25 protein-coding genes are annotated in these 26,268 nt (G+C 71.4%); 14 read left to right on the plus strand and 11 right to left on the minus strand.

The window, feature by feature from the left end; all coding sequences use genetic code 11:
• The first annotated feature begins 4 nt into the window (after positions 1 to 4).
• From ACFVJX_RS10005 to ACFVJX_RS10020, 4 genes are all read left to right on the plus strand, one after another.
• A complete protein-coding gene (locus tag ACFVJX_RS10005; RefSeq protein WP_384125498.1) occupies positions 5 to 424 on the plus strand; it encodes a hypothetical protein in 420 nt (139 codons plus the stop codon).
• A 154-nt stretch (positions 425 to 578) separates the two neighbouring features.
• Positions 579 to 1,460, plus strand: coding sequence for an RNA polymerase sigma factor SigJ (gene sigJ / locus ACFVJX_RS10010; RefSeq protein WP_384125496.1), 882 nt, complete (start codon positions 579 to 581; stop codon positions 1,458 to 1,460).
• Positions 1,461 to 1,635: 175 nt separating this feature from the next.
• Complete coding sequence (locus tag ACFVJX_RS10015; RefSeq protein ID WP_384125494.1) at positions 1,636 to 2,859, plus strand: alpha/beta hydrolase family protein; 1,224 nt, start codon at positions 1,636 to 1,638, stop codon at positions 2,857 to 2,859.
• Between the two features lie 121 nt (positions 2,860 to 2,980).
• On the plus strand, positions 2,981 to 3,376 hold the full coding sequence (locus ACFVJX_RS10020) for a cupin domain-containing protein (protein ID WP_384125492.1): 396 nt from the start codon (positions 2,981 to 2,983) through the stop codon (positions 3,374 to 3,376).
• 53 nt (positions 3,377 to 3,429) lie between these two features.
• On the opposite strand, the gene ACFVJX_RS10025 is transcribed toward ACFVJX_RS10020, so the two are convergent.
• Both ACFVJX_RS10025 and ACFVJX_RS10030 read right to left on the minus strand, forming a co-directional pair.
• Positions 3,430 to 4,257 (minus strand): NAD-dependent epimerase/dehydratase family protein, encoded by an 828-nt coding sequence (locus ACFVJX_RS10025; RefSeq protein ID WP_384125490.1) that lies wholly within the window; start codon positions 4,255 to 4,257, stop codon positions 3,430 to 3,432.
• An 84-nt stretch (positions 4,258 to 4,341) separates the two neighbouring features.
• Positions 4,342 to 5,091 carry an SDR family oxidoreductase gene (locus tag ACFVJX_RS10030; RefSeq protein WP_384125488.1) on the minus strand — a complete coding sequence of 250 codons (750 nt, stop codon included), beginning with the start codon at positions 5,089 to 5,091 and terminating at the stop codon, positions 4,342 to 4,344.
• Positions 5,092 to 5,259: 168 nt separating this feature from the next.
• On the opposite strand from ACFVJX_RS10030, the gene sigJ (ACFVJX_RS10035) reads away from it, so the two are divergent.
• The 3 genes from sigJ (ACFVJX_RS10035) (at position 5,260) to ACFVJX_RS10045 (ending at position 7,920) form a co-directional block, all read left to right on the plus strand.
• Positions 5,260 to 6,162 (plus strand): RNA polymerase sigma factor SigJ, encoded by a 903-nt coding sequence (gene sigJ / locus ACFVJX_RS10035; protein ID WP_384125486.1) that lies wholly within the window; start codon positions 5,260 to 5,262, stop codon positions 6,160 to 6,162.
• A 148-nt stretch (positions 6,163 to 6,310) separates the two neighbouring features.
• Entirely contained in the window at positions 6,311 to 7,063 is a 753-nt protein-coding gene (locus ACFVJX_RS10040) for a MerR family transcriptional regulator (RefSeq protein ID WP_384125484.1), read from the plus strand.
• Positions 7,060 to 7,920 (plus strand): hypothetical protein, encoded by an 861-nt coding sequence (locus tag ACFVJX_RS10045; protein ID WP_384125482.1) that lies wholly within the window; start codon positions 7,060 to 7,062, stop codon positions 7,918 to 7,920. Before ACFVJX_RS10040 ends, ACFVJX_RS10045 begins: the two co-directional genes overlap by 4 nt.
• Here the strand turns inward: ACFVJX_RS10045 and ACFVJX_RS10050 are convergent.
• Entirely contained in the window at positions 7,871 to 9,313 is a 1,443-nt protein-coding gene (locus ACFVJX_RS10050) for an RNB domain-containing ribonuclease (protein ID WP_384125480.1), read from the minus strand. The two genes, ACFVJX_RS10045 and ACFVJX_RS10050, sit on opposite strands and share 50 nt — an antisense overlap.
• Before the next feature lie 190 nt (positions 9,314 to 9,503).
• Here ACFVJX_RS10050 and yaaA point away from each other — a divergent pair, with 190 nt between their 5' ends.
• On the plus strand, positions 9,504 to 10,304 hold the full coding sequence (gene yaaA / locus ACFVJX_RS10055; protein WP_384125479.1) for a peroxide stress protein YaaA: 801 nt from the start codon (positions 9,504 to 9,506) through the stop codon (positions 10,302 to 10,304).
• A gap of 150 nt (positions 10,305 to 10,454) precedes the next feature.
• The gene (eda, locus tag ACFVJX_RS10060) at positions 10,455 to 11,075 is read left to right on the plus strand and encodes a bifunctional 4-hydroxy-2-oxoglutarate aldolase/2-dehydro-3-deoxy-phosphogluconate aldolase (RefSeq protein ID WP_384125477.1); all 621 of its coding nucleotides are present in this window, start codon (positions 10,455 to 10,457) and stop codon (positions 11,073 to 11,075) included.
• Positions 11,076 to 11,347: 272 nt separating this feature from the next.
• Here eda and ACFVJX_RS10065 read toward each other — a convergent pair whose 3' ends face one another.
• The 4 genes from ACFVJX_RS10065 to ACFVJX_RS10080 form a co-directional block, all read right to left on the minus strand.
• Positions 11,348 to 12,619, minus strand: coding sequence for a bifunctional RNase H/acid phosphatase (locus ACFVJX_RS10065; protein ID WP_384125475.1), 1,272 nt, complete (start codon positions 12,617 to 12,619; stop codon positions 11,348 to 11,350).
• Entirely contained in the window at positions 12,619 to 13,362 is a 744-nt protein-coding gene (locus tag ACFVJX_RS10070) for a zinc ribbon domain-containing protein (protein ID WP_384125639.1), read from the minus strand. The genes ACFVJX_RS10065 and ACFVJX_RS10070 overlap by 1 nt, the downstream gene beginning before the upstream one ends.
• Positions 13,359 to 14,195, minus strand: a complete 837-nt coding sequence (locus ACFVJX_RS10075) for a Nif3-like dinuclear metal center hexameric protein (protein WP_384125473.1) — start codon at positions 14,193 to 14,195, stop codon at positions 13,359 to 13,361. Before ACFVJX_RS10075 ends, ACFVJX_RS10070 begins: the two co-directional genes overlap by 4 nt.
• Before the next feature lie 84 nt (positions 14,196 to 14,279).
• Entirely contained in the window at positions 14,280 to 15,323 is a 1,044-nt protein-coding gene (locus ACFVJX_RS10080) for an ABC transporter substrate-binding protein (RefSeq protein WP_384125471.1), read from the minus strand.
• Positions 15,324 to 15,823: 500 nt separating this feature from the next.
• On the opposite strand from ACFVJX_RS10080, the gene ACFVJX_RS10085 reads away from it, so the two are divergent.
• Positions 15,824 to 17,257, plus strand: a complete 1,434-nt coding sequence (locus ACFVJX_RS10085) for a hypothetical protein (protein ID WP_384125637.1) — start codon at positions 15,824 to 15,826, stop codon at positions 17,255 to 17,257.
• A gap of 403 nt (positions 17,258 to 17,660) precedes the next feature.
• Here ACFVJX_RS10085 and ACFVJX_RS10090 read toward each other — a convergent pair whose 3' ends face one another.
• Genes ACFVJX_RS10090 through ACFVJX_RS10100 form a run of 3 tightly spaced genes read right to left on the minus strand, consistent with a single transcriptional unit; the run spans position 17,661 to position 20,631 of the window.
• Entirely contained in the window at positions 17,661 to 18,602 is a 942-nt protein-coding gene (locus ACFVJX_RS10090) for a 3-oxoacyl-ACP reductase (RefSeq protein WP_384125469.1), read from the minus strand.
• Positions 18,603 to 18,650: 48 nt separating this feature from the next.
• Positions 18,651 to 19,727 (minus strand): Zn-dependent alcohol dehydrogenase, encoded by a 1,077-nt coding sequence (locus ACFVJX_RS10095; RefSeq protein WP_384125467.1) that lies wholly within the window; start codon positions 19,725 to 19,727, stop codon positions 18,651 to 18,653.
• 31 nt (positions 19,728 to 19,758) lie between these two features.
• The gene (locus tag ACFVJX_RS10100) at positions 19,759 to 20,631 is read right to left on the minus strand and encodes a MaoC/PaaZ C-terminal domain-containing protein (RefSeq protein ID WP_384125465.1); all 873 of its coding nucleotides are present in this window, start codon (positions 20,629 to 20,631) and stop codon (positions 19,759 to 19,761) included.
• A gap of 376 nt (positions 20,632 to 21,007) precedes the next feature.
• Between ACFVJX_RS10100 and ACFVJX_RS10105 the strand changes: the two genes are divergently transcribed.
• The 4 genes from ACFVJX_RS10105 (at position 21,008) to ACFVJX_RS10120 (ending at position 24,769) form a co-directional block, all read left to right on the plus strand.
• The gene (locus ACFVJX_RS10105; protein WP_384125463.1) at positions 21,008 to 21,952 is read left to right on the plus strand and encodes an ABC transporter ATP-binding protein; all 945 of its coding nucleotides are present in this window, start codon (positions 21,008 to 21,010) and stop codon (positions 21,950 to 21,952) included.
• A complete protein-coding gene (locus tag ACFVJX_RS10110) occupies positions 21,952 to 22,674 on the plus strand; it encodes an ABC transporter permease (protein ID WP_384125461.1) in 723 nt (240 codons plus the stop codon). The genes ACFVJX_RS10105 and ACFVJX_RS10110 overlap by 1 nt, the downstream gene beginning before the upstream one ends.
• Positions 22,675 to 22,685: 11 nt before the next feature.
• Positions 22,686 to 23,942 carry a sensor histidine kinase gene (locus tag ACFVJX_RS10115; RefSeq protein WP_384125459.1) on the plus strand — a complete coding sequence of 419 codons (1,257 nt, stop codon included), beginning with the start codon at positions 22,686 to 22,688 and terminating at the stop codon, positions 23,940 to 23,942.
• Between the two features lie 194 nt (positions 23,943 to 24,136).
• The gene (locus ACFVJX_RS10120; RefSeq protein ID WP_384125635.1) at positions 24,137 to 24,769 is read left to right on the plus strand and encodes a response regulator; all 633 of its coding nucleotides are present in this window, start codon (positions 24,137 to 24,139) and stop codon (positions 24,767 to 24,769) included.
• 22 nt (positions 24,770 to 24,791) lie between these two features.
• Here the strand turns inward: ACFVJX_RS10120 and ACFVJX_RS10125 are convergent, their stop codons facing one another.
• Complete coding sequence (locus ACFVJX_RS10125; RefSeq protein WP_384125457.1) at positions 24,792 to 26,213, minus strand: MFS transporter; 1,422 nt, start codon at positions 26,211 to 26,213, stop codon at positions 24,792 to 24,794.
• Positions 26,214 to 26,268: the final 55 nt, after the last annotated feature.

Genomic DNA, 26,268 nt, shown 5'->3' on the forward strand with positions numbered 1-26,268 from the left:
GGGTATGAGCATCAAACTTCGCCGTGCACTGCTGGCTCTGCTGGCCCTCGTCGGCCTCTATACCGGAGGCTGGGCCTACTTCGCTCCGGAGAACTGGTATGCGAATTTCCCGGGCTTCGGGTTCAGTTGGCTGCCGCAGCTCGGTCCGTACAACATGCACCTCGCCAAGGACGACGGCGCCATGTTCCTTGCGCTGGCGGTCCTCACCCTGCTCACCGTCCACTACGCGCGCACCATGACGGTCGTCCGGATCACCGCTTCGGCCTGGCTCGTCTTCAATGTGCTCCACTGCATCTTCCATCTGCAGCACCTGCACGTGTACGACACCGTCGACAAGATCCTCAACGTCGTGTTCCTCGGCCTGCTGGTGCTCGTCACCGCCGCCCTCTTCATTCCGGAACGGCGCTCCGGCGGTAGTTCGTGATCATGTCCGTACCCGTACCGCCGCTTGTGGGGCGGCCCTGATGCGTTCGGAGGGGTGCCGGATGGCGGCGCCGGTTTCGAGGCCGACGGCGGCAACGCCGGACGATGTGAGGCGAGCGGGGGCCGGGACCGCGATGAGCCCTCCGGCTCCGCTGGTGACGTCTGGCCCTGCCTGCTTCCCGGTGTTCGAGCAGCACCGTGCCCTGCTCCTGGGTGTCGCCTATCGGATGCTGGGCAGCTTCGCCGACGCCGAGGACGTGGTGCAGGAAGCCTGGTTGCGGTGGTCGGCCGAAGACCGGTCTGCGGTCGAGAAGCCCGACCGGTTCCTGGTCACGGTGGTCACCCGCCTGTCGATCGACCGCATGCGGCTGGCATACCGGCAGCGGGAGACCCATGTCGGCCCGTGGCTGCCCGAACCGGTCCTCACCGACGAGAGGCATCCACTGGGCCCCGCGGATACTGCCGCTCAGCGGGAAACGCTGTCGCTTGCCATGCTGAGGCTGCTGCAGAGACTCTCCGTGCCCGAGCGTGCGGTGTTCGTCCTGCGCGAGGCCTTCGACCTGCCGTACGAAGAGATCGGCGGCATCCTCGGGCTGAAGGAGGCTCATGCCCGCCAGCTGTACCGCCGTGGCTCCGCCCGCCTCTCCGCTGGACGTGACCGCTTCACCGCCGACCCGGGCGTCCACCGTGACCTGGTGGAACGGTTCCTGGCCGCAGCCCGTACGGGGAACAGGGCCGCGCTGGAAGGGCTCCTGGCCAAGGACGTGACGCTGTGGAGCGACAGTGGCGGCAAGGTCAGTGCGGCGCTGCGGCCGGTGTCGGGCGCGGAGCGCGTGGCCCGGCTGCTGGCCGGAACGATCGCCAAGCACGCCTCCGTCGATTTCCGGGTCGCCGAGCTCAACGGGCAGAGCGGACTGCAGGTCCGGCTCGGAGCCCGGTGGCAGATCTGTGCGTTCGAGATCGCGGACGGCCGCATCACCGGCGTGCAGTGGATGGCCAACCCGGACAAGCTCGCACTGCTCACACCGGACGACTGAGTCCGCGCACCCAGGGCGGGTCAGGCGCCCGGGCCGTCGAGTCCGTGTGTGTGCCGTCACAGCGCGCACCGTCACGCGGGATGTGTTCCTTCCCGTCATGAAGGTGACGGCAGACAAGGACACCGGCGCCGTTCGGGCAGGCCGGTGCGATCCGAGGAGAGTCCCAGTGCATCGAATGAAGTCCCGCAGTCTCACGCTCGGCGTGACGGCGACCGCGGCCCTGGTCGTGGGAGTACCGTCCGCCGTGCCGCACAGCGACACCCCGGCCCCGGTGGCGCACCCGGCCGCTTCGGCTGCGCGGGTACGCCCGGTGACGGGCCCCGAAGGCGCAGGGAGGCTCGAATCGGCGAAGCCCATCGCCCACCTGGCCCCGGCACTGGCTTCGGCGGCCGGACGGGCCGACCGGATGCTCTACCACTCACGTTCGCTGAAGGGCGATGACATCACCGTGAGCGGTGCTGTTCTCACACCGAAGGGCAAGGCGCCGAAGGGCGGCTGGCCGGTGGTCTCCTGGGCCCACGGCTCCAGCGGGATCAGTGACCTGTGCGCGCCTTCCACCACACCCGACGCGGACGGCAGGATCGACTTGTACGGGTACGGTGATTTCGTCGCCGGGCTGCTCAAGGCCGGTTACGCAGTCGCCGCGACCGACTACGAGGGCCTGGGCACCGACGGAGACCACCCGTACATCGTGGCCGACAGCGAGGGCCGCAGCGTCATCGACGCCGCCCGCGCCGCCATGCAGGCCGATCCGTCACTGTCGCGATCGGTCACTTTCGTCGGGCACTCCCAGGGCGGCCAGGCCGCCATCGCGGCCGGCGAGCTTGCCGGGACCTGGGGCAGAGGCCTGGACTTCCGGGGCACGGTCGGACTGGCGCCGGTGACCAACGTCGGGGTGGCCTACTCGTACGGCGCCCCGGGACCGGTGGACCGCGGCTTCTATCTGCTGGCCCTGCACGGACTGAAGAGCGTGCACCCCGAACTGCGGTACGGGCAGTTCCTCGGCAGCCAGGCCCTCGCGATGATGCCGCAGGTCGAGAAGGACTGCACCACGAAGATCTGGGAGGACTTCTCCGCCGACTTCGGCGACAAGCTGAACGACTACCAGTTCGCCCCGCAGTCCCCGGCCGCCGCGCTGAAGATGCAGAGCTGGCTCGACGAGCAGAGCGTGCCCCGCAAGAAGGCCTCGAAGCCCATGCTGCTGCTCCAGGGCGACCACGACCCGTCGATCAGGATCTCGGTGACCGAGCAGGCGGCTCGCAACGCCCGCTCGGACGGCGCCCCGGCCGAGTTCCGGCTGTACCCGGGCAAGGACCACTACTCGGTGCTCACCCCCGGCAGTGAGGGTGGTGCCGCCACCGACGTCGTCACCTGGCTCGACAGCCACAACAAGCACTGACGGGACCGGCATCAGCGGCGCCCGGCTCGTCATGCGTACGAACAGGCCCTCACATTTCGGGGGTGGCGGCGGTCATACATGGAGACGGGCCAGTCCGTCGTCCCGAAGGGAGCATCCGGTCATGGTCGACCCCACATCTGACATGCGTCTTTTGGACCAAGCCTTTCTTGAGAACGGCATCGGTCCCACCCCTGTCATGACTGTCAGCATCACGCTCGAACCCGGATCGGCCGGGTCGCCGCCGCACCGCCACTCCGGCCCGGTCTTCGGCTACCTCGTCGAAGGTGAGCTCATTTTCGAGCTCGAAGGTGAACCGGAGCGTGTCATCCGCGCCGGAGAGGCGTTCTGGGAGCCCGGCGGCGACGTCATCCACTATCGGGCTGCCAACAATCTGGCCGATGCCGTCACGACGTTCATCGCGGTGATGGTCTGCCCGCCGGGGCAGGAGATGCTGACGTATGTCAGCGCCGAAGAACTCGCGGAACGCGCCCACCGCCGCCATCCGCGGTCCGCGTAACACGAAGGGGCGCGGAGCACAGACCGAGCTGTGCTCCGCGCCCCTTCGAAGGCTCACCGCAGGCGGGGGAATCCCTCGCGCCACGAGGCGTACTCGGGCACCCAACCGGCGGCGCGGGCCTTGGCGTTCGATGCTCCGCGTCCCCGCGCAGCTCCTTCCGGCAGGTCCCCGGGCTCCGGTGCGGGTGCGCCCAGGCCGGCAGCGTACGCGGGCAGCCACTGGGTGGCTGGGGCCGGTTCGTCGTCGACGACGTTGTAGGTGCCGTCGGACCAGTCGATCGCCTGGACAGTCGCGGTGACCACGTCATCGATGTGGACGAACGAGGTGACCGCCGCAGTGGCCGGTACGAGACCGGCCACGACCGCGTTGGCCATCCGTGCACCGGGTGCGTACCAGGTGCTGGGTCCGTAGAGCATTCCGTAGCGGAGAACGGTCGCGCGCGGCATCCGGCGGACCGAGTCCTCCATGGCCGCCACGGCCGAGTCCGGCTCGATCGGGTCGTCCTCGGTGGCTGGAGTGTCGCCGGCGGTATACGCCCAGGCGATGCTCTGGACCATCATGCGGCCCACGTCGGCGGCCTTCGCCGCAGCGACGAGGTTCGCCGTCCCCGCACGCCGAAGCCGCGCGTTGGCTTCGGTGTCGAAGTCGCCCAGATCGGTCAGCTGGTGGAGGACGAGACCGGGCCGGGCCTCCTTGACGACCGCCGCCAGGTGCGGGGCGTCGTAGACGTCGGCCACGACTCCTTCGGCTCCGCGCTCCCGCAGATAGCCGAGGTTCTCGGCTCGACGGGTCGTCGCGACGACTTCGTGGCCCGCCTTCGCGAGTTCCGGTATGAGCCGACTGCCGATGACGCCGGATCCACCGGCGAGGAAGATACGCATGGTCGTCCTTTCGTTCCGTGACGCGTTCAAAAGGGTTGTTGGCGCTCGGTCCCGCGCTCGACGGGATGTGCGGCCGTGAGCGGCTCAGCCGGTCTGTCCGGCCAGCCACTCGTCGAAGGTCTGCCGGCCAAGGCGCGTACCGGGCTTCGGAAGGAGCGATCCGTCCCGCATGCCGCGCCCCCAGGCACCCGGCAGCGCCACTTCGACGACCGGCCGGCGCTGTTCGGTCGCCGCCAGGTAGCGGCGGACCAGGTCCGACATCCGCTCCTCACGCGGTCCGGCGAAATCGGGCTCGATGCCGCGGGGGTCGCCTGCGGCGATCGCGACGAGCTCGGCAGCGACCTCTGCCGCTGCCACCGGCTGGGCTCGCATCTTCGGCACCACCTGGAGCGGGCCGATCTTCCCGTGCCCGACGAGTTGCTTGGCGAACTCGTGGAACTGGGTCGTCCGAAGCAGCGAATAGCCACCTTCGCCGGTCGCGGCCAGGATCTCTTCCTGGGCGGCCTTGCCCGCGTAGTAGTTCGCATTGACCTTCGCCGCGCCGATGATCGAGATCGTCACGTGGTGCGGCACATCCGCCGCGCGCTCCGCCGCCAGCAGATTGCGGGTGACGGTCCCGAAGAAGTTGACGGACTCCTTCGTCGAGGTGCTGCTGGTCGCCGAAACATCGATGACCGCCGCCGCCCCGCGCAGGGCTTCCGTGAGGCCGGAGCCGGTCATCAGGTCGGTACCGGAGGCCCGGCTGAGCGGCACGGGCTCGTGTCCTGCGGCACGCACCGCGTCCACGACATGGCTTCCCAGCGTGCCGGTCGCGCCTGCGACAACGATCTTCATCGCGCCACCGCCCTGTACTCGGTGCGCAGCGGGGCCGGCAGGGGCCGGGCCGGTCGGGATTCTGTGTTCATACCCTCCCGACCTCGCAGACGTCCCGAATGTGAGGTCCGGCCTCACAATTCACCCCGCTGCGTCGTCAGACCGATGGGACGGGTGAAGGAGAACGTGATGAAGCAGGGCCAACATGACGCCATGTACGCAGATGTGCTCGGTGAGCGACGGCATCTTGTCTCGCTCGCGTTCCGGATGCTCGGCACCGTTGCCGAGGCGGAGGACGCGGTACAGGAGACCTACATCCGCTGGTACCGGCTGAGCCAGGAGGAGCGGGATGCGATTGTGGTTCCGCGGGCCTGGCTGACCCGTGTGGCAAGCCGTGTCTGTCTCAACGTCCTGACCTCCGCGCGCCGCCGGCACGAGTCCTATGTCGGCCCGTGGCTGCCGGAGCCGGTCCCCGCATACGCCTTCCCGGCGTCGCCGCCGGCCGCCGAGGACCCCCTCGATCACGCCACCCTGGACGAGTCGGTGAGCACGGCTCTGCTCGTCGTCCTTGAGGCCATGACACCCGCCGAGCGCGTCGCGTTCGTGCTTCACGACGTGTTCGCGATGCCGTTCGGCGAGATCTCCGAAGTGGTCGGCCGCACGCCGGCTGCGTGCCGCCAGCTCGCCACCTCGGCCCGCCGCCGGGTGCAGAAGAGTCGCGCACGGCGGGCGTCCCGCGCCGAGCACGACGAAATCGTCAGGGCATTCGCTGCCGCCGCGCGCAACGGCGACCTCGCCGGTCTCATCGCCGTCCTCGACCCGGGCGCTGTACTGCGCTCCGACGGTGGCGGCGTGGTGACGGCAGCACGCAACCCTGTCGTCGGCGCGGAGAAGATCGCACGGTTCCTCTTCGGGGCGCTCGGGAAGAACCCGCAAGCCGCGGTCCTGGAACAGGAGACGCCCGACGGGCTCGGGTTCGCGTTGTGGGACGAGGGGCGAATCATCGGTGTCGTCACGCTCGAAGAGGCCGCCGGGCTGGTGACCGATATCCGGATGATGATGAACCCCCACAAGCTCACGCTCTGGAACTGAACCATGCGCCCGGGCACGTCCGCCCGGCTCCCCTGCCGTAACGCCTATGCCACCCGGACGACCACCGGCCACCCACCGCCCGGAAACCTCAGCGCCGGGCTGCGGGGCTGCTTGACCTTGCCGCAGCGTCAAGGTTTCTACTGGCCCCATGCGTATCGGAGAGATCGCCGCACTCGTCGGGGTCACACCACGGACCGTTCGGCACTACCACCACATCGGTCTGCTGGCCGAGCCCGCACGCCGGGCCAACGGCTACCGCTCGTACTGCGTGCGTGACGCCGTACTGCTGGCGCGCATCCGGCGACTCACCGAACTGGGACTCGGCCTGGACGAGGTGCGCAAGGTGCTCGCGGATGACGCCGGGCGTGAGCTCGCTGACGTACTGCGGGAGCTGGATGCCGATCTGGCCCGGCAGGAGCGGGAGATCCGGGAGCGGCGGCTGCGGCTGGCCGGTCTGCTGGCCAGGCCGGTGGAGAGTGCGGAGCCCGTGTCGCCCGCGTTGGCCGAGCTGCTGGCTGCTTCACCGGTCACCGCTTCCCCGTCCGCCGCCAAGGACCGCGAACACCTCATGCTGCTGGACGCGATCCGCGGCGGCAGCGAGTTCTACGAGGTGCTGCGGCCGCTGGCCGGCGATCCGGCCGTGCTTGCGCTGTACGAACAGTTGGACGCACTCGCGACGGCCTCCCCGGACGATCCCCGAATCGGTCCGCTGGCCGAGGCGATGGCCGCCCTCGCACCGGACGAGGTGCTGGCCGCGATCCCGGACGAAGGGCCGGTGATGGCCGGATTCGGGGAGGCCCTGCTGGCGGACTACCCGCTGGCGCAGGCCGAGGTGGTGCGCCGGGTGATGGAGGCGTTGACCGTGCGGAGCAGGAGCGACAGGGAGAGTGGGCCGCAATGAACGGGATACGAGGGGCACGGCTCATTGCCGCTGTGGCGGTTCCTGCCGAACTGACGTTGGCCGTGTCCCTGTTGGCCGGGGTTCGGATACCGAACGCCCTGCTGACCGGCGTCGAGGGTGCCGTACTGGCCGCGTTGGCCCTGGAGGCCGTCGTGCTGGGGCAGCTGTGGCGCACGGGCCGGCGGGCGGGCGCCACGCCGCGGGAGGCGCTGGTTGCGGTGCTGCGCACGGTCGTACCGGAGCAGGCGCGCCGGCTTCTCGGACACGAGGTGCGCGGGCTGTACAGCCTGGGGCTGTGGGTGCTGCGGCGGCGGCACGCCGTGTCGGAAGGGGCGCTGGCCGCCCCGTACACCGGACCGCAGACCGCGATGATCTACGGGCTGCTCTTCGTGTCCGTGGTGGAGACGGTGATGTTCGCGCTGCTCGTCCCCTGGCCGGTCGTGCACCGGATCCTGCTTGTCCTGGATGTGTACGGGGTGGTGATGGTGCTCGCCCTGCACGCCTCGTGCGTGACCCGGCCGCACGTGGTGGGCGCGGACGGGTCACTGCGGATCCGCTACGGGGTGCTGTTCGACCTACGGGTCCCGGCTGCCGCTGTCGCCTCGGCCAGGGTCGAACGGCTTTATCCGGACGGCAGGCCGGTGCGGCTGCACCCGGACGGGGTGCTGGACATCGCGGTGGGCAGCCAGACGACGGTGACCGTGGAGCTGACCGCGCCGGCCGGCTTCGTACGGCCGCTCGGGGGCCGCGGGCTGGCGCACACGGTGCGGTTCCACGCCGATGACCCGCGGTCCGTCGTCGCCGCACTCACGCCGGTGCGAACAGCACCTTCGCCGAGCCCGGATCTGCCTGGGTGAGCCGCACCCGCAGTCTTTGCCCTAGGGGGAGTCCGGTGGTGCCGCCCTCGATCCGGCCGACGATCGCCGGGTCGTCGATGTGGACGGTGCCGGTGGTCGGCTCCCGTTCCTTCACATCCACCACGTATGCGTCGAAGACCGTACCGATCCGGTCCTTGAGCAGCGCGGCCTCGACCAGGTCGACGCACTCGCGTTCCACCGTGTTGGCCCGCCGGGTTCCGTCCGCCATCTCCTTCGGCAGGGCGGGCAGCGCGGCCAGGACCCACTCGGGCGGTTCCCGGTCCGCCGCCGCGGCGACGCACAGTTCGGCCGCGTACCGGTCGACGAGGCGGCGCAGCGGGGCGGTGCAGTGCGTGTAGAGGTCGGCGACGGCCGCGTGGACGGCGGGGGTGGGCAGTTCGCCGTGTTCGAAGACGGTGTAGCCGGCGCCGCGCAGCAGTGTGGTGCAGTCCTGGAGGAAGGCCGCGTGGTTGGTCTTCCTCGGGTCGAGCGAGCGGACGATCCGCGCGTACGGGACGTGGTGCGGCCAGGCGATGTGCAGGGCCTCGGCCGAGCGCCGGAGCCGGGCGACGGCGCCGTCCGGGGCTACCGGCAGCGTCCGCAGGATGCCGGTGCCGGACTCGGTCATCAGGTGGGCCGCCGCCATGCCGGTGAGCAGTGAGATCTGGGCGTTCCAGCCGTCGGCGGGCAGCGGGGCCCGGTACTCGAGCCCGTACGAACCGTCGCGCTCGACGATCTCCTGCTCGGGCACGTTGAGGGAGATGCCGCCCCTGGCGACCTCCTGCTCCTCGCGGAGGGCGCCGATCTCCCTGAGCAGCGCGAGCGACTCCTCGGCGTTGCCCGCGTCGATCCGCCGCTGCACGCCCGCGTAGTCGAGCTTCGCGCGGCTGCGTACGAGTGCCCGGCGCACCCGGGTGGCGACGGCGCCGCCCTCGGCGTCGAGGTCGATCTCCCACAGCACGGCGGGCCGGGTCTGCCCGGGGAGGAGGCTGGCAGCGCCCTCGGAGAGCGACGTGGGGTGCAGCGGCACCTTGCCGTCGGGGAAGTAGAGGGTCGTCACCCGGCGGTGCGCCTCGGTGTCGAGCGCGCCGCCGGGGCGGACGAAGGCGGCGACGTCGGCGATCGCGTAGTGGACGCGGTAGCCGTGGGAGCGGCGTTCGAGGTGCATGGCCTGATCGAGGTCGGTCGAGGTGGGCGGGTCGATCGTGAGGAACGGAAGCTCCGTGGCGTCCTCGTGGCCGGCGATCTCCGGGTTCCCGGCCGCCTCGGTGGCTTCGGCGAGCACGTCGGGCGGGAAGTCGCCGGGGAGTCCGAGCTCGGTACGCAGCCCGCGCAGGGCCGCCCGCAGCGGGGTGCCGGCTGCGCCGGTCATATGGAGATGGCGGCGGGGCATGGACCGAGCGTATGGCCGGGCCGGGCGGGCGGCATCCCGGGTGGCGGAGGCCGGGCCCGGACTTCCCCGTACGCTGGCGCGAGGGGTGTGACGGTCTCCGGCGGCACCGCCGGGGGCCGGGAGCCGTGTGCCGGTCCGCAACGCCGGCCGTCCGGTCGCCCCCTTTCCGTACGTACGAAGGAGAACCGCCGTGCTCGTGCTGTTGCCGCCCTCCGAAGGAAAGGCCGCCTCGGGGCGCGGAGCGCCCCTGAAGCCCGAGTCGCTGTCGCTGCCCGGTCTGGCCGGGGCGCGGGCCGCCGTACTGGACGCCCTGGTGGAGCTGTCCGTGGCGGACGAGGAGAAGGCCCGCGTGGTGCTGGGGCTGAGCGAGGGCCTGCGCGGCGAGATCGCGAAGAACGTCGAGCTGCGGACGGCCGGCACGCGTCCGGCCGGGGAGATCTACACCGGGGTGCTGTACGACGCGCTGGATCTGGCGTCCCTGGACACCGCCGCCCGCCGCCGGGCCGGGAAGTCGCTGCTGGTGTTCTCCGGGCTGTGGGGCGCGGTACGGGTGGGCGACCGGATTCCCTCGTACCGCTGCTCGATGGGGGTGAAGCTGCCGGGCCTCGGGGCGCTGGGGGCGTTCTGGCGCACACCGATGGCGGAGGTCATGCCGGAGGCGGCCGGGGACGGCCTGGTACTGGACCTGCGCTCGTCCGCGTACACGTCGGCGTGGAAGCCGAAGGGTGAGGTCGCGGAGCGCACGGCGAGCGTGCGCGTGCTGCACTCCCAACTGGTGGACGGGGTGGAGAAGCGGTCGGTGGTGAGCCATTTCAACAAGGCGACGAAGGGCCGGATGGTCCGGGACCTTCTGGAGTCGGGCGCCGCACCGAAGGGACCCGCGGAGCTGGTGACGGTCCTGCGTGACCTCGGGTACGTGGTGGAGGCCGAGGCGCCCGCGCGGTCCGGGCGGGCATGGGAGCTCGATGTGGTGGTGACGGAGATCCACTGAGGCCGTGCACGCGGGAGCTCGTGCCCGCGTGGGCCTGAGCCCGCGTGGGCCTGAGCCCGCGTGAGCCTGAGCCCGCGTGAGCTCACGAGCTCGTTGCATTATGTGCAACGCTCGTTGCGCACGATGCGGTCTTCGCGGCAGGATGAGGTCATGACCTCATCCGTGCTGGACCTCGCCCCCGTCGTGCCCGTCGTCGTCCTGGAGGACGCCGCCGACGCGGTGCCGCTCGCCCGCGCCCTGGTCGCGGGCGGGCTCCCGGCGATCGAGGTGACCCTGCGGACCGCCGCGGCACTGGACGCGATCAAGGCCATCGCCGCGGAGGTCCCGGACGCCGTCGTCGGTGCCGGCACGGTGATCTCGGCGCGGAACGTCTCCGACACCGTGGCCGCGGGGGCCCGGTTCCTGGTCAGCCCCGGCTGGACCGACACCCTGCTGGACGCGATGAAGGCGTCGGGGGTGCCGTTCCTGCCGGGCGTCTCGACGACGTCGGAGGTGGTCGCCCTGCTGGAGCGCGGGGTCACCGAGATGAAGTTCTTCCCCGCCGAGGCCGCGGGCGGCACGGCGTATCTGAAGGCTCTGTCCGCCCCGCTCCCGCAGGCCCGGTTCTGCCCGACGGGCGGCATCTCGCTCGCCTCTGCGCCCTCCTATCTGGCCCTGCCCAACGTCGGCTGCGTGGGCGGCAGTTGGATGGTGCCGGGCGACGCCGTGGCGGCCGGGGACTGGGCTCGTGTGGAGCGGCTGGCGGCCGAGGCGGCGGCGCTGCGCGGCTGATCGCCGTTCTTCGCTGACCGCAGTTCACCGATCACGTTCGCGGACCGTCGTTCGCGGACCGCTGTTCACCGATCACCGCGGACTTGCGCGGATTCGCGTGCATGCTCCCCGGCAGCCGGGGCACGAGACCTTTCAGGGACACGTGACCCGGGACTCCGGGTGACCCGGGTTCCGGCAGGCAATCCCCCGGCCTGCCGGAACCGCCTCGGCCCCATCGGCCTCCCCCCGCCGATGGGGCCGAGTGCTGTCCGGGGGGGCAGCGACCCCCGCGGCTAGCGCAGGTGGGACGTGTCGTTCAGCAGCCGTACCGAGGCGTTTCCGTCCGCGTAGTAGGCCACGGTCGACACGGACGCCGCTGAGAGCTCCATCCGGAACATCGACTCCGGCGGTGCACCGAGCGCCAGCCGGACCAGGGTCTTGATGGGCGTGACGTGCGTGACCACGAGCACGGTCCGCCCCGCATAGCGGGCGACGAGGCGGTCGCGGGCGGCCGAGACGCGGTGGGTGACCTCGGCGAAGCTCTCGCCGCCACCGGTGGGGGCGGCCTCCTCGGAGGCGAGCCAGGCATCCAGGTCGGCGCCGTAGCGCTCCCGCACCTCACCGAACGTCAGCCCCTCCCAGGCACCGAAGTCCGTCTCGCGCAGGCCGTCCTCGATCCGGACCTCAAGGCCCAGCCGAGCGGCCACCGCACCGGCCGTCTCACGACAGCGCAACAGCGGGGAGCTGACGATCTCCTGCACCGTGCCGCGCGCGGCGAAGGCATCGGCGGCGTGCTCGGCCTGGCGGCGGCCGGCGGCAGAGAGCTCGGGGTCGGTGCCGCCGCTGCCGGAGAACCGCTTCTGCGGGGTGAGGGCAGTCTCGCCGTGCCGCAGCAGGACGAAGGTGGCGGGCGCGCCCAGGTCGGCGGCGGCGCCCCAGCCGACCTGCGGGGTTTCGGCGGCGGGCCGGGCGATGTCGGTGCCGGGCCGGTTCAGCGCCGCCCTGGCCCTGGCCGCGCCGGCCGCCGCGTCACCCGGCGGTCCGGAGACCGGCGGCAGAGCACCGGCCACCGCTGACCTCGGAGTGTCGAGCGCGGCCGTCGATGACGACGGCTCCCACTGCTTGCCGCTCCTGCCCGCGTCCATCGCCTCGTTCGCGAGCCGGTCCGCGTGCTTGTTCTTCTCGCGCGGGATCCACTCGTAGCTGACGGCGGACGCCGGGAGGATCCGGGCGGCCTCGGCCGCGAGCGGCTTCATGTCCGGGTGCTTGATCTTCCAGCGGCCCGACATCTGCTCCACGACCAGCTTGGAGTCCATCCGGACGTGCACCCGGATCCCGCCGTCGCCCGGGGCATCGTCCGGCACGAGCGCCTTCGCGGCCCTGAGGCCAGCGATGAGGCCCTTGTACTCGGCGACGTTGTTGGTCGCGACGCCGATGTACTCGGCCGCCTCGGCCAGCGTCTCCCCCGTCACCGGGTCGATGACGACCGCGCCGTACCCGGCGGGCCCCGGGTTGCCCCGGGAGCCGCCGTCGGCCTCGATGACGAACTGGTGCGGGAGGGTCACTACAGGCCCGAGTCCGCGGTGCGGACCAGGATGCGGTGGCAGTTCTCGCAGCGCAGCACCGTGTCGGGGGACGCGGCCTTCACGTCGTTGACCTCGGTGATGTTGAGCTCGAGACGGCAGCCCTCGCAGCGGCGCTGGTAGAGGCGGGCGGCGCCCACCCCGCCCTGCTGGGCGCTGAGCTTGTCGTACAGCTTGAGCAGGTCGGCGGGGACGGAACCGGCGACGATCTCGCGCTCCTTGGTGACCTTCCCGGCCTCCTCGTCGAGCTCCTTCGTCGCGGCGTCCCGGCGGGCGGTCGCGTCATCGACCTTGGCCTGGACCGCGGAGACGCGGTCGGTCAGCTCGGTGACGCGCTCCTGGGCGGACTCCCGGCGCTCCATGACCTCGAGGACGACGTCCTCCAGGTCGCCCTGGCGCTTGGCGAGCGAGACGATCTCGCGCTGGATGCTCTCCAGGTCCTTGGGCGAGGTGACAGCCCCGGAGTCCAGGCGCTGCTGGTCGCGGGTGGCGCGCTGGCGCACCTGGTCGACGTCCTGCTCCGCCTTGACCTGCTCGCGGGCGGTGTCGCTCTCCTCGGTCGTCGAGGCGACGAGGAGGTCACGGAGTTGGGCGAGGTCGGTCGTGAGCGACTCGATCTCGGCGTGCTCGGGAAGGGAATTGCGCTTGTGCGCGATCTGGGAGAGACGCTGGTCGAGGGCCTGGACGTCGAGGAGTCGGATCTGGTCGGCGGGCGCGGCGTTCAGTTGGGGGCTCCAGAAGAGTGGTGGGTGGTCCAGGGGTCGGTGACCTGCTTCGAGACGTGGACCCGCAGGTCCCATCCGTGGCGGTCGGAAATCGCGTCGAGCTGTGCGGCGGCCTGTTCGCACCAGGGCCATTCGGTGGCCCAGTGTGCGGCATCGACCAGGCCGAGCGACGAGTGCTGGACAGCCTCGGAGGCCGGGTGGTGGCGCAGGTCCGCGGTGAGGAAGGCGTCCACCCCCGCGGCACGCACCGCGTCGAAGAGGCTGTCGCCGGATCCGCCGCTCACGGCGACGGTGCGCACGAGGGCGTCGGGGTCACCGGCCAGCCGGATGCCCTGCGCGGTGGCGGGCAGCCGGGCGGCGGCGCGGGCGGCGAACTCACCGAGGGTCTGCGGATGGCCGAGCGAGCAGATCCGGCCGAGGCCGCGGCGGCCCGCGGGGTCCGTCGGGTCCGGTACGAGGGGCCGCTCGACGTGCAGGTCGAGGGCGCCGGCGAGGGCGTCGGAGACACCGGGGTCCGCGGAGTCGGCGTTGGTGTGGGCGACGTGCAACGCGATGTCGTGCTTGATCAGCGTGTGCACGACCCGGCCCTTGAAGGTGCCGGCCGCGACGGTCGTCGTACCGCGCAGATAGAGCGGGTGGTGGGTGACGATCAGCTGGGCGCCGAGCTTCAGCGCCTCTTCCGCGATGTCCTGGACGGGATCGACGGCGAAGAGCACCCGGTCGACCTCGGCGTCCGGATCACCGCAGACGGTGCCGACCGCGTCCCATCCTTCGGCCCGCTCGGGCGGCCAGAGGGCGTCGAGCTCGGCGATGACTTCAGACAGACGGGGCACGGAGGAAAGGCTACCTGCCCTCCGTGCCCCGCAGAGCATGGCCGCCGCGTCCCGTACGACCGGGCGACGGCCAGTCATGAATCGTTACTTCACGAGGTCGGCGCGCAGGTCGTCGAGGACCAGGTTCGCGGCCGTGACGCCGAGGCCGAGGTACCAGGTCTCGTCGGAGACGTTCTTGGCCCGCCCCTCCTTGACCGCCCGGAGGTTCTTCCACAGCGGGTTGGACTGGGTGGTGTCGCGCTTGGTCGCCTTCGCTTCGCCGTACACCCCGGTGAAGATCCAGTCGGCGTCCGCCTCGTCGATCTTCTCCGGGCTGATCTCCGCGGCGAGTTCGTTGATCTGCTGGTTCTTGGGCCGCGGCAGACCGGTGTCCTCGAGGATCGTGCCGATGAAGGACGCCTTGGCGTAGAGCCTGATCCGGTCCGGCAGGTAGCGGACCATGGAGATGGTCGGCTTCTTCGGGCCGATGTCCTCACCCAGCTTCTTCGCGTTCGCCTCGTAGGCGCCCAGCTCCGACTCGGCCTTGGCGGTCCTGTCCAGCGCCGCGGCGTTGAGGAGGTAGTTCTCCTTCCAGGTGAAGCCCGGACGGATGGAGAACACGGTCGGCGCGATCTTGGACAGCTCGTCGTACTTGTCGGCAGCGCGCAGCTGGCTGCCGAGGATCAGGTCGGGCTTCAGACCCGCGATCGCCTCGAGGTTGAGGTTGTTGATCGTGCCGACGTTCTTGGGACTGCCCGCGTCCTTCTTCAGGTACGAGGGGATGGCCGCGTCCCCTTCGGACGGGGCGTAGCCGACCGGTTTCACACCCAGCGACACGACGTTGTCGAACTCGCCGACGTCGAGCACGACGACGCGCTTCGGGGTGGCCTTCAGCTCGGTCCTGCCCATGGCGTGGGTGAGCGTGCGGGGGAACGTGCCCGCCGGGGCGTCGGTCCCGTACTCCGCGGTCTTCTTCGCCGCGTCACCGAAGTCCTTGCCGCCCGTCGCGACGGCGGCCTTCTTCTCGCCCCCGGATCCGGACTTGCCCGAGCCGCCGGATCCTCCGTCGTCGCTTCCGCAGGCCGAGAGGGACAGGGCGGCGACTACGGCCAAGCCGACTGCGGCGGTGCCGCGGCGTCGAAGGGACATCACTTGCTCCAGCTGGGGGTCACGGAGGCCACAGGGATCTCAAAGGTCTCAGAGGTCACAGGGGCCACACAGGCAACACTTAGGGATGCCTCACCTTAGGCGCGCCCTTCTCGCGCAGCACAGCCGCCCCCTCACTCTCAGGCGAATCCGGGCACCGCCACCCATATGTGTGAAGTGACGGGGCTCGTGTTGTTCGGCAGGAAGTGCGAAAACTAGCTTCGGTTGCCGGAGGTGACGAGTCGATGACTGCCTGTGCCATCGAGGACGGGACCGCGGCGGCGGTCGAAGCCGGCGAGACGGTGGAGCCGGGGTCCGACGAGCCGGAGCCGGACGGGGCCGAGGAGCCGGCGGAGCCGGCGGCGGACGCGTCGGCTGACGCCGTGACGGATACGGATACGGATGACGCGACGGCCGGGGTGGCTGAACCCCGGGGCCTGCCGGTGGAGCGCACGCCGGCGGAGCAACTGACTGTGTGGCAACTGGCTGTGGGGCATTTCGCTGTGGGGTATTCGGCTGTGGAGCCGGACCCGGCGAAATCGGTCCCGGCGGAGGCGAGCCCCGCCGGGACGGGCCCAGCCGAGTCGGGCCCCGCCGGAGCCGTCCCCGCTGAATCTGCCCTCACTGAATCTGTCCCCGCTGATTCCGTCCCTACTGAAACCCCTGCTGAAACCGCCCCTGCTGAAACGGTTTTTCCGGCGGTCGTATCCGCGTCGGCCGATGCGAAGGCGACAGCCGCGCCGGCTCCCCCGTTCACCATCACGGCGAACGGCGCGTACGCGGCGCGGCTCACGACCGGCTGCGCCGGGAACGGCGAGCCGGGCACCGACGCCGCCACGGCCTGGTTCCCGGAGCGCTGGACGCTGGACGGGCCCGAGCCGTACGCCGTGCCACTCCCCCTCGACCAGCCGGAGGAGCCCGACTCACAGGTGCTGCCGCTCGCCGACGGGCGAGTGCTCATCAGGCGCCGGGTCGCGGACCGGCACACCCTCTCGCTGCTCTACCCGACCGGGCCCGGTACGGGCGAACTGCCACTGGGGGCGGTCGAGTGCGCGGAACTGACCCTGCTGCCGCCCTCGCCGGACGGCGTCAGCGCGTACGCCCTGTCCGTCGGTGAGCACTCCACCCAACTCTGGCTGGTGGCCGGCGGCGCGTTCGGGCCCGAGCAGGTGGCGGATCTGCCGGGGCGCTGCTCCGGCGGGGTCTGGCTGGACCGGGACGGCCGGCTGCTGGCCCTGAACCGGGAGCCGGTGGGGGGCGGCCCGGTGAAGGCGGTCGCGGTGGATCTGGGCCGGGGGGCCGAGATGACACCGCTGCTGCAGATCGCGCCGGACAGCGACGACCGGCTGCTGCTCGCCGACCCGGACAGCGGCCTCCTGCTGATCCGCTCGGACGCGCCGGGGCACGACCGGCTGGGCTGGGGCGTGCTGGGCAGCTGTCTGCCGGTGCGATTCCCGGAGTGCCTTCGGCTGCCGGATGTCGCGGTGACACCGTTCGCCGTGCAGCCGGGACAGATGCTGATGCCGGAGAGCTGCGCGGTGGCGTTGCGGATCGACGGGGCGGCGGGCAGCTGGGTGGGCGTGTGGCGTCCCGCGGGCCGCCGGCTGCACCAGCTCCCCGTACCCGAGGGGTGGCTGGCCGGCAGCGGCGTATGGACGCGCGAGGGAGTGCTCGGACTTCCGTACGCGAACGGGGAGACGGACTGCGCGGTGGCGTTCCTGGAGGCGCCGCCGGACGTGGAACGGGCCGCCGGACCGTCCGCGTCCGGATACCCGCAAGCCGGACACCCGCGGCCGGGATGCCCGGACAGCGGATTCCCGGACGCCCGATTAACGGAAAGCGATATGCAACCGTCCGCGGCCGTGGCGCCTCCTTCTCTGTGCAGACCGGTTCCACTGGGACAGGCGCCTCTGGTGGGGCGTACGGGTCCCCGTTAGACCCTCCGGTCTAAGGTTGGACCGGGGCTCACGCATCCACGCACCGGGGGTCGCCGACGGTGACCGTTCTCGGGTGACGGTGGCGTGACGGCTCCGGAGACAAACACGTAAGCGATCACAACGGGGTGACTTCCCACATGTCTGAAGCCCGAACCGACACGACCCAGACGCGTCCGCCGGGGGCGGACGCGGAACGGGCCGAAGCCGGCGGCTCCGGAAAGCACCGAGGGGGTGTGGCGACGGACGACACGGCAGCACAGCCGCTCGGCCGCCACCGCCGTACCTCCGAAGGGGGCAGCCGGGCGGCCTGACGCCCAGGACACCGACGAGGGGAAACGAGGGAGGGGAGGGCCTCCGCTGCCGGCCGGCAGCGCAGGCCCTCCCCTGTGCGGTGTGCGGCAGGTCAGTCCCGCTTCAGGCCGAGCACCTCCGCCGCGGCGAACGTCTCGTCGGGCGGGCGGTTCTCGTAGTACGGGGAGATCAGCTCGTCCAGTTCGCCGAAGGAGAACGCCTCCTTCGCCGCGTCGAACTTCGCCGCCACCCTGGGGCGTTCGACGATGGCGACCATTCCGCCGTGGACCACGAGCAGCTGCCCGTTGACCTTGGCCGCCGCCGGCGAGGCCAGATAGCCGACGAGCGGTGAGACGTGCTCGGGTGCCAGCGCGTCGAGACGCCCGTCCTGCGGTTCCTGGAAGCCCGCGAAGACGTCCTCGGTCATCCGGGTCCGGGCCCGCGGGCAGATGGCGTTGGCGGTGACTCCGTACTTGGCAAGCGCCAGCGCGGTGGAGGTGGTCAGCCCGACGATGCCGCCCTTGGCCGCCGCGTAGTTGGGCTGCCCCGCCGAACCCGCGAGGAACGCCTCCGAGGAGGTGTTGACGATCCGTCCGTAGACGGGCCCGCCGGATGCCTTGGACCGGGAGCGCCAGTGGGCGGCGGCGAAATGCGTGGTGTTGAAGTGGCCCTTGAGGTGCACCCGTACGACCGAGTCCCACTCGTCCTCGGTCATCGAGAAGATCATCCGGTCGCGCAGGATGCCCGCGTTGTTGACCAGGATGTCGAGCTGCCCGTACGTCTCGACGGCCAGCTCCACCAGGGCGCGGGCCTGCTCGTGGTCGGACACGTCTCCGAGGTGTGCCACCGCCCGGCCGCCGGCCGCCCGGATCTCATCGGCGACCTGCTCGGCGGGGGTGGCGGACGCCTCGCCCGAGCCGTCACGGCCGGGCTGCCCGTAGTCGTTGACGACGACGGCCGCGCCGAGCCGCGCCAGTTCCAGCGCTTCGGCGCGCCCGAGGCCTCGGCCGGCGCCGGTGACGATCGCGGACAGTCCGTCCAGGGGAAGTGACATCGGATCTCGGGGTCCTCTCGGGAGGGAACGGGGCGGTGCGGCGGCGGGTCAGAGTTCGATGCAGGTGCGCAGCGACTCGCCCGTCCGCATCTGGTCGAGGGCGTCGTTGATGCCGTCGAGCCGTACCCGGTGGGTGATCATCGATTCGAGGTCGATGCGGCCGGCCCGCCAGAGCGCGATGGCCCGCTCGTACGACCGGAGCACGTCCCCTCCCCCGTACATGGAGGGCAGGATCCGCTTCTCGTCGAAGAACAGCTCGAACATGTTGACCTGGAAGTTGTCGTCCATGGCCCCCGCGCCGACGACGCACAGGGTGCCGCCGCGCCGGGTGTTCTCGTACGCGGTGCGGGCCGTGGCGGACTTCCCGACGACCTCGAAGACGTAGTCGAAGCCCTCGCCCGCGGTGACCCGCTGCTTGGCGTCGGCGAACTCGTCGGGCGAAACGGCTTCCGTCGCACCGAACCGCAGCGCCGCCTCGCGGCGGGAGGCGACCGGGTCGACGGCGACGATCTGGGCGGCGCCCTGCACCCTGGCGCCCTGGATGGTGGAGATGCCGACGCCGCCGCAGCCGATCACGGCGACCGACGAACCGGCTTCCACCTTCGCGGTGTTGATGGCGGCGCCGAGGCCGGTGGTGACCCCGCAGCCGATCAGCGCGGCGATCTCGAACGGCACGTCGTCGGGGATCGGCACCGCACAGCCCGCGCCGACGACGACCTCCTCGGTGAAGGTGCCGGTCCCGGCGAATCCGAAGACATCGCCGCCGGGGCGCTTGAAGTTGGGGGTGCCGGCGTTCATGAATCCGGCGAGGCACAGCTGGGTCTGGCCGCGCTTGCAGGACGGACACGCACCGCATGCGGGCAGCCAGCAGACCAGCACCCGGTCCCCCGCGCTCAGCCCGCTCACCCCGTCGCCGACGTCGACGACCTCGCCGGCGCCCTCGTGGCCGGGGACGAAGGGGGCGGGCTGCGGCAGCACACCGCTCATCGCGGAGACATCGGAGTGGCACAGCCCGGTGGCCCGGATGCGGAGCCTGACCTTGCCGGGGCCGAAGCCCACCGCCTCGACGTCGTCGAGGACTTCGAGTTTGTCCTGGCCTATCTCGTGCAGTACGGCTGCGCGCATGGTGCGGCTCCCCTCGGGGTCGGTACGTGCTTCAGGAGTGTTCGACGAGCGTGTCGGCGAGGACCGGCGCGTCGTCGCGTTCGACGGCGGTCACAGCGACCTGGACGCGGCCGTCCCCGGACCACATCCGGATACGCAGGGTCTCGCCCGGGAAGACGATTCCGGCGAACCGGGTCCGGTAGGAGGCGATGCGGGCCACATCACCGTCCAGCACGGTGTCGGCCACCGCCTTGAGCGTCATGCCGTAGGTGCAGAGCCCGTGCAGGATCGGCCGGTCGAAGCCGGCGTGCTTGGCGAACTCCGGGTCGGCGTGCAGCGGGTTCCAGTCGCCGGAGAGCCGGTACAGCAGGGCCTGGTCCGGCCGCACCGGCCGCTCCACCACCCGGTCCGGGGCGCGGTCGGGCAGCTCCAGCCGCTCGGAGGGGCCGCGCTCGCCGCCGAAGCCGCCCTCGCCGCGCACGAAGATCTGGGCGTCGTTGGTCCACAGCGGGCCGTGGTCGTCGGTGACCTCGGTACGCAGCACGAGGACCGCCGCCTTGCCCTTGTCGTACACCGCGGCGACCTTCGAGGTCTGTACGGCGTTCCCCTTCACCGGAATCGGCCGGTGAAGGCGTACGGACTGCCCGCCGTGCAGCACCGCGGCGAGATCGACGTCGACCCCGGGCGCCGTGAGACCGCCGGCCAGGGCCAGGCCGGCGCCCGCGACGGTGGCGAAGCTCGGCAGGACGTGGAGGCGGGACTCCAGCGTGTAGCGCAGCTCGTCCGGGTCGGTGGCGTCGTCGGGCCGGCCGGGGGCCGTCCCCGCCCCGAGGCCCAGGTGGTAGAGCTGGATGTCCTTGTGGTCCCAGCTGATCGGGGTCGACCGGGGTTCGGCGGCAACCGCCTCTGCGGCATCAATGGGCATGGGAGAGCTGCTCCTTGATGGTGGGAAGACCTCGGCGCGGCCGTCCGCACCGTCGGCCGCACCGAGGTCGTGCGGAACCGGAAAACGCGCCCGTTCTAGAACGCGTTCTAGCCGGTGGCCCTATGTATAACGCAGCACCCAGCAGTTGGGAAGACTCCTGACGGTATGTCAGATCACTTTGCCGGGCCACCTGTCGGGTCACTTGCCGGACACTCGGCGGGTCATTCGGTGGCCACTCGTCGGGTCACCCGACGGGTCACTTGGCAGGCCGTGGTCCGGCCGTCGTCCCCGTCCGTACGGGCGATGACATTTGTCATCGCGGAGTCCGTATATACGCCTCTGCCGCAGCATCGTCCGGCTCCGTAGCGTCGTAGGCATGAAACAGACAACGGGGAACGGGGCCGCGGTGGTCTTCACCGGGGCGGTCAAGGCCTTCGGCCGGGCCGGACAGAGCGTACGGGCGGTGGACGGGATCGGGCTGACCGTCGAACGAGGTGAAACCGTCGCTCTGCTCGGCCGCAACGGGGCGGGGAAGTCCACCGCCATCAGCCTGCTGCTCGGTCTGAACGAGCCGGACGCGGGCAGTGTGCGGGTGCTGGGCCGCACCCCCGAGCAGGCGGTCCGGGCCGGTCTGGTCGGCGCGATGCTCCAGGACGGGCGGCCCATCCAGCGGGTGACCGTCCGCGAGCTGGTCGCCTTCATCGCCTCCACCTACCCGCGTCCGCTGCCGGTTCCCGAGGCGCTGGAGCTGGCGGGCGTCGCGGAGTACGCGAACCGCCGGATAGACAAGCTCTCCGGCGGTCAGATCCAGCGGGTCCGGTTCGCCGTCGCCCTGGCCGGAAACCCGGAACTGATCGTGCTGGACGAGCCGACCGCCGCCCTGGACGTGGAGGGGCGCCACGCCTTCTGGGAGTCCATGCGGGCCTACGCCAGGCGCGGCAACACGGTGATCTTCTCCACCCACTACCTGGAGGAGGCCGACGGGAACGCCGACCGGATCGTCGTCATCGACCGGGGACGGATCGTCGCGGACGGCAGCGGCGACACCATCAAGGCCGCGGCCGGCCACCACCTGGTCTCCTTCGACCTCTCCGGACGGTCCACGGGGGGCCTGGAGCTGCTGCCGGGCGTCGTCACCGTCGAGGTGACCGGGGACCGGGCGCTGCTGCACACGGAGGATTCGGACGCCACGGTCGTGGAGCTCGCCCGGCTGGGCATGGTCCGGGGCCTCCAGGTCTCCCCGGCCACCCTGGAGGCCGCGTTCCTCTCCCTGACCTCACCGGCGGCCACCGCCGCCCAGGACCGCAAGGAGACCGTCTGATGTTCCAGTACATCGTGCTCGAAATCCGCCGGACCCTGCGCGACGGCTTCTTCCTCGTCTTCGGCACGGGTATGCCCGTGATGATGTATCTGCTCTTCACCAACATCGGCGGCAGCGAGGACGTCGACGGCTGGAAGGCCGCCTCGATGGTCGGCATGGCCGCGTACGGGGCGCTGGGCTCCGCGATGTCGATCGGTACGGGCGTCGCCTCCGACAGACAGCTCGGCTGGCTCCAGCAGTTGCGGGTCGCGCCGCTCGCCCCCTCGCGGGCGGTCGTGGGCCGCGCGGTCAGCGGTTCGGTGACGGTCCTTCCGACGATCCTGACGGTGCTGCTCGCCGGCGGGCTGGTCAACGGTGTGCGACTGGCGGCCTGGCAGTGGATCGCACTGGTCCTGCTGCTGTGGATCGGTGCCCTGCCCTTCACCCTGCTCGGCCTCGGCAACGGCTACCGGCTGTCCCCGCAGGGCACCGGCGTGGTCAACGTCGCGTGTCTGATGGGCTTCGCGATCGTCGGCGGTCTGTGGTTCCCGCTGGAGCTGCTTCCCGGCTGGCTGGGTTCCATCGGCAGGTTCACCCCGGCCAACCGCTTCGCCGACCTGGGCTGGGCCGCCACCGACGGCCACGCACCGGGCGTCATGACCGTCGTCGTACTGAGCGGGTGGCTGCTGCTGTTCGGTACGTACGCCGTGATCTCGTACCGTCGGTCCGCGAGGACCGTGTGACGGGAGTGGGCATGTCCAGTAGCGGATCGGAAGCGCGCGGGGAACGGCGCAGGCGGCGGGCGGAGCGGCGGCAGTGGCGCAAGGAGCACCGGCGTCCGGGACCCCCCGGGCCCTACGTGCTGCTGCCCTGGCTGCTGATGGGCCTCGGTTCCTTCTCCAACCTGTTCCAGGGCGAGACCCCCAGCCCCTGGATCGGCGGTCTCGGCCTGCTGGCCTTCAACTCCCTCTACATCTCAGTGGTGTTCCGGGGCTTCAACAAGAAGAAGCGCGAGAGCCCGGTGTCGTACGTGCTGATCGGCGCACTGGCCGCCGTCACGCTGGCGCTCGCGGGCAGCTACGGCGGCAGCTGGCTGCTGTTCTTCCCGCTGCTCTCGCTGGCCTGCGGGACCATCCTGCGCAAGCGCTGGCTGGTGGTCGGTCTGCTCGCACTCGCCGTGGCCGCGTGCGCCGTCGCGATCTGGCACAAGGACAGCGCGTCGACACCGTGGACGCTGGCGTACGGCACGTTCATCTCCGGTGCGGTGACGTCCGCGCTGCTCACCCTGTCGGAGACCGTGATGGAGCTGCGCTCCACCCGGCAGGAACTGGCCCGGAGCGCTGTGGAGCGGGAGCGGCTGCGCTTCTCGCGCGATCTGCACGATCTGCTGGGCCACACGATGTCCGTGATCGTGGTCAAGTCGGAGGCCGCGCGCAGGCTCGCGCCGCACGATATGGACCAGGCGCTCAAGCAGGTCGCCGACATCGAGTCGGTCGGCCGGCAGGCCCTCACCGAGATCCGTGAGGCGGTCACCGGCTACCGCGAGGGCAGCCTCGCCACCGAACTCGACCGGGCCAGGTCCGCTCTGACATCCGCCGGCATCGAACCGACCGTCCGCCGCTCGGGACCACCGCTGGCCCCGCAGACGGAGGCGCTGCTCGGCTGGGTGACCCGGGAGGCCGTCACCAACGTCCTGCGCCACTCCACCGCCACCATCTGTACGTTCGTGATCGACAGCACCCCGGACCGGGTCCGCCTGACGGTCACCGACGACGGCAACGGCCCGCCCACCGGCGCACCGTCCTCCGCCCCGGGCATCGGCGGCACCGGACTGAAGGGCCTCACCGAACGCCTGGCGGCGGCGGGCGGCTCGCTGGAGACGGGCCCGGGGCCCGGCGGCGGCTTCGTGGTCAGGGCGGAGCTTCCGGTGGACGCGCCCGGCGGGGACGACGGGATCGGTGAGGACGCCGGTCCGGGCAGCTCGGACCGGCCGTCCCGGACGGCCCGGTGACCACACGGGCCACGCCGGTCCGATATCCCGCCGGTTCCTCGGAGCAGGTGGCCGAGGTGCACGGGAGCCGTCCACGCCCCGGCCGGCGCCAAGTGCGGTGAGCGGTGCCTCCAGCCCCCTCCGTCTCTCGGCCACGACCGTTCCGGCGCGCTGTCCCAGCAGGCCACCGGCCATACCCTGTCCCCGTGAACGAGATGCCGCAGGATCACCGGCCCACCAAGTCCGTACGAGTGCTGCTCGCCGAGGACCAGGGCATGATGCGGGGCGCTCTCGCCCTGCTGCTCGGGCTCGAACCGGATATCGAGGTGGTGGCGCAGGTGGGGGCGGGCGACGAGATCGTGGCCGCGGCGGTGTCGTCCCGGCCCGATGTGGCGTTGCTGGACATCGAGTTGCCGGGGCGCAGCGGTCTGGACGCGGCCGCCGATCTGCGTGAGGAGGTGCCCGACTGCCGGGTGCTGATCCTCACCACCTTCGGCCGGCCCGGCTATCTGCGTCGCGCGATGGAGGCCGGGGCGGCGGGCTTCCTGGTGAAGGACGGTCCGGTCGAGGAGCTCGCGGCGGCGATCCGGCGGGTGCTGGCGGGTGAGACCGTCATCGATCCGGCGCTGGCCGCCGCCGCGCTGAGCGCGGGCCCGAGTCCGCTGACCGCCCGGGAGCGCGATGCGCTGGTGGCGTCGGCGGACGGGGCGACGGTCTCCGACATCGCCGCGAAGCTGCATCTGTCGGAGTCGACCGTGCGCAACTACCTGTCGTCGGCGATCGGCAAGACCGCCACGCGCAACCGGATGGAGGCGGTCCGGGCCGCGCGGCAGCAGGGCTGGCTCTGAGAGCCGGCGGCCGGGCGGCGTCTCAGCGCTGCGCCGGCCGGTGGCGCGGCAGCCAGAAGATCATCAGGAGCAGTCCGGCGAGCAGCACAGAGCCCGCCGTGCGGAAGGCCAGGGCGTAGCCGGCCGTGAGGTCGGCCGGGGTCACGCCACCGTTCGTGCGGGCGGCCGCGACGGTGGAGAGGACGGCCAGGCCGAGCGCGCCGCCCATCGTGCGGGAGGTGTTGACCAGGCCGGAGACCAGACCGGCTTCGCCCGGGGCCGCGCCCGAGGTGGCCAGGGATGCGAGCGGGGTGGCCGCGAGGCCGGTGCCGGTCATCATCAGTACGCCGGGCAGGCAGATGGAGGTGAGGTAGGAGCCGTCGGGTGTCATCGTGGACTGCCAGCCGAAGCCCGCGGCGGCCACGACCGTGCCGACGAGTGCGAGGTTCTTCGCTCCGACCCGGGCCATCAGCCGGGGTGCGCACTTGGAGCCGACGACGATCGCCACCGAGGTGGGCATCAGGGCGAGACCGGCCTCCAACGCGGTGTACCCCAGGACGTTCTGCGCGTACACGGTCATGAAGTACCACATGGAGAACGTCGCCGAGCCGATCACGAACATCGCCACGTTCGCCGAGGCCACCGCCCGTGCCCCGAGCACCCGCAGCGGCATCAGTGGCCTGGCCGTGCGGGACTCGACCAGGACGAACAGGGCGAGCAGCGCCACTCCGCCCAGCAGCGGGACGAGGGTCGTGGACGCCGTCCAGCCCGACTCCTCGGTCTGCACGATGCCGTACGCGACGGAGGCCAGGCCCGCGGTGACGAGCAGCGCACCCAGGAGGTCGATCCGGCTCCGCTCACCGGCCTTGCCCTCGGCGAGCCAGATCACGGCGCCGGTGATGACGAGCACGCCGACGGGCACGTTGATCAGCAGGACCCACCGCCAGGAGAGTACGTCGGTGAGCACCCCGCCGATCAGTCCGCCGGTCGCGCCGCCGCCCGCGCCGACCGCCATCCAGGTGCCTATGGCCTTCGTCCTGGCGGGCCCCTCGGGGACGGCCGCGGTGAGCAGGGTGAGGGTCGCGGGGGCGAGGACCGCGGCGCCGAGCCCCTGCGCGGCGCGGGCGGCGAGCAGTTGCCAGCCCTCCTGGGCGAGCCCGCCGGCCAGCGAGGCCGCGGTGAACAGGCCGAGGCCGACGAGGAACATCCGCTTGCGGCCGTAGATGTCCGCAGCCCGCCCGCCGAGGAGCATGAATCCGGCGAACGCGATCGAGTAGGCGTTGAGCACCCACTGGAGTCCGGCGGTGCTCAGCCCCAGGTCGGTCCGCATGGACGGGAGGGCGACGTTGACGACGGACACGTCGAGCACCACGAGGAACTGGCCGACGCAGGCTGCGAGCACCACCGCCCAGGTGCGGGTGCGGGGCCGGGCGGTACGCCGTGTGGGCGTCGAGACGTCAACCATGACGTCATACTCGCAGCCGCCCTGCACCCCGTACATCGGTTTCCGGTCCGTACCG

The organism is Streptomyces sp. NPDC127177, assembly GCF_042672475.1.
In the GTDB taxonomy this organism is placed as follows: Bacteria; Actinomycetota; Actinomycetes; order Streptomycetales; family Streptomycetaceae; genus Streptomyces.

What these genes read in the sequence shown, in the direction of transcription:
- ACFVJX_RS10045 (WP_384125482.1), top strand. Translation starts at nt 7,060, where the DNA reads ATGAACGGGATACGAGGGGCACGGCTCATTGCCGCTGTGGCGGTTCCT.
- ACFVJX_RS10115 (WP_384125459.1), top strand. Translation starts at nt 22,686, where the DNA reads ATGTCCAGTAGCGGATCGGAAGCGCGCGGGGAACGGCGCAGGCGGCGG.
- ACFVJX_RS10105 (WP_384125463.1), top strand. Translation starts at nt 21,008, where the DNA reads ATGAAACAGACAACGGGGAACGGGGCCGCGGTGGTCTTCACCGGGGCG.
- ACFVJX_RS10050 (WP_384125480.1), bottom strand. Translation starts at nt 9,313, where the DNA reads ATGCCCCGCCGCCATCTCCATATGACCGGCGCAGCCGGCACCCCGCTG.
- ACFVJX_RS10095 (WP_384125467.1), bottom strand. Translation starts at nt 19,727, where the DNA reads ATGCGCGCAGCCGTACTGCACGAGATAGGCCAGGACAAACTCGAAGTC.
- ACFVJX_RS10015 (WP_384125494.1), top strand. Translation starts at nt 1,636, where the DNA reads ATGAAGTCCCGCAGTCTCACGCTCGGCGTGACGGCGACCGCGGCCCTG.
- ACFVJX_RS10125 (WP_384125457.1), bottom strand. Translation starts at nt 26,213, where the DNA reads ATGGTTGACGTCTCGACGCCCACACGGCGTACCGCCCGGCCCCGCACC.
- ACFVJX_RS10110 (WP_384125461.1), top strand. Translation starts at nt 21,952, where the DNA reads ATGTTCCAGTACATCGTGCTCGAAATCCGCCGGACCCTGCGCGACGGC.
- ACFVJX_RS10100 (WP_384125465.1), bottom strand. Translation starts at nt 20,631, where the DNA reads ATGCCCATTGATGCCGCAGAGGCGGTTGCCGCCGAACCCCGGTCGACC.
- ACFVJX_RS10080 (WP_384125471.1), bottom strand. Translation starts at nt 15,323, where the DNA reads ATGTCCCTTCGACGCCGCGGCACCGCCGCAGTCGGCTTGGCCGTAGTC.
- ACFVJX_RS10005 (WP_384125498.1), top strand. Translation starts at nt 5, where the DNA reads ATGAGCATCAAACTTCGCCGTGCACTGCTGGCTCTGCTGGCCCTCGTC.
- sigJ (WP_384125486.1), top strand. Translation starts at nt 5,260, where the DNA reads ATGAAGCAGGGCCAACATGACGCCATGTACGCAGATGTGCTCGGTGAG.
- ACFVJX_RS10090 (WP_384125469.1), bottom strand. Translation starts at nt 18,602, where the DNA reads ATGTCACTTCCCCTGGACGGACTGTCCGCGATCGTCACCGGCGCCGGC.
- ACFVJX_RS10030 (WP_384125488.1), bottom strand. Translation starts at nt 5,091, where the DNA reads ATGAAGATCGTTGTCGCAGGCGCGACCGGCACGCTGGGAAGCCATGTC.
- ACFVJX_RS10020 (WP_384125492.1), top strand. Translation starts at nt 2,981, where the DNA reads ATGGTCGACCCCACATCTGACATGCGTCTTTTGGACCAAGCCTTTCTT.
- ACFVJX_RS10040 (WP_384125484.1), top strand. Translation starts at nt 6,311, where the DNA reads ATGCGTATCGGAGAGATCGCCGCACTCGTCGGGGTCACACCACGGACC.
- ACFVJX_RS10025 (WP_384125490.1), bottom strand. Translation starts at nt 4,257, where the DNA reads ATGCGTATCTTCCTCGCCGGTGGATCCGGCGTCATCGGCAGTCGGCTC.
- eda (WP_384125477.1), top strand. Translation starts at nt 10,455, where the DNA reads ATGACCTCATCCGTGCTGGACCTCGCCCCCGTCGTGCCCGTCGTCGTC.
- ACFVJX_RS10120 (WP_384125635.1), top strand. Translation starts at nt 24,137, where the DNA reads ATGCCGCAGGATCACCGGCCCACCAAGTCCGTACGAGTGCTGCTCGCC.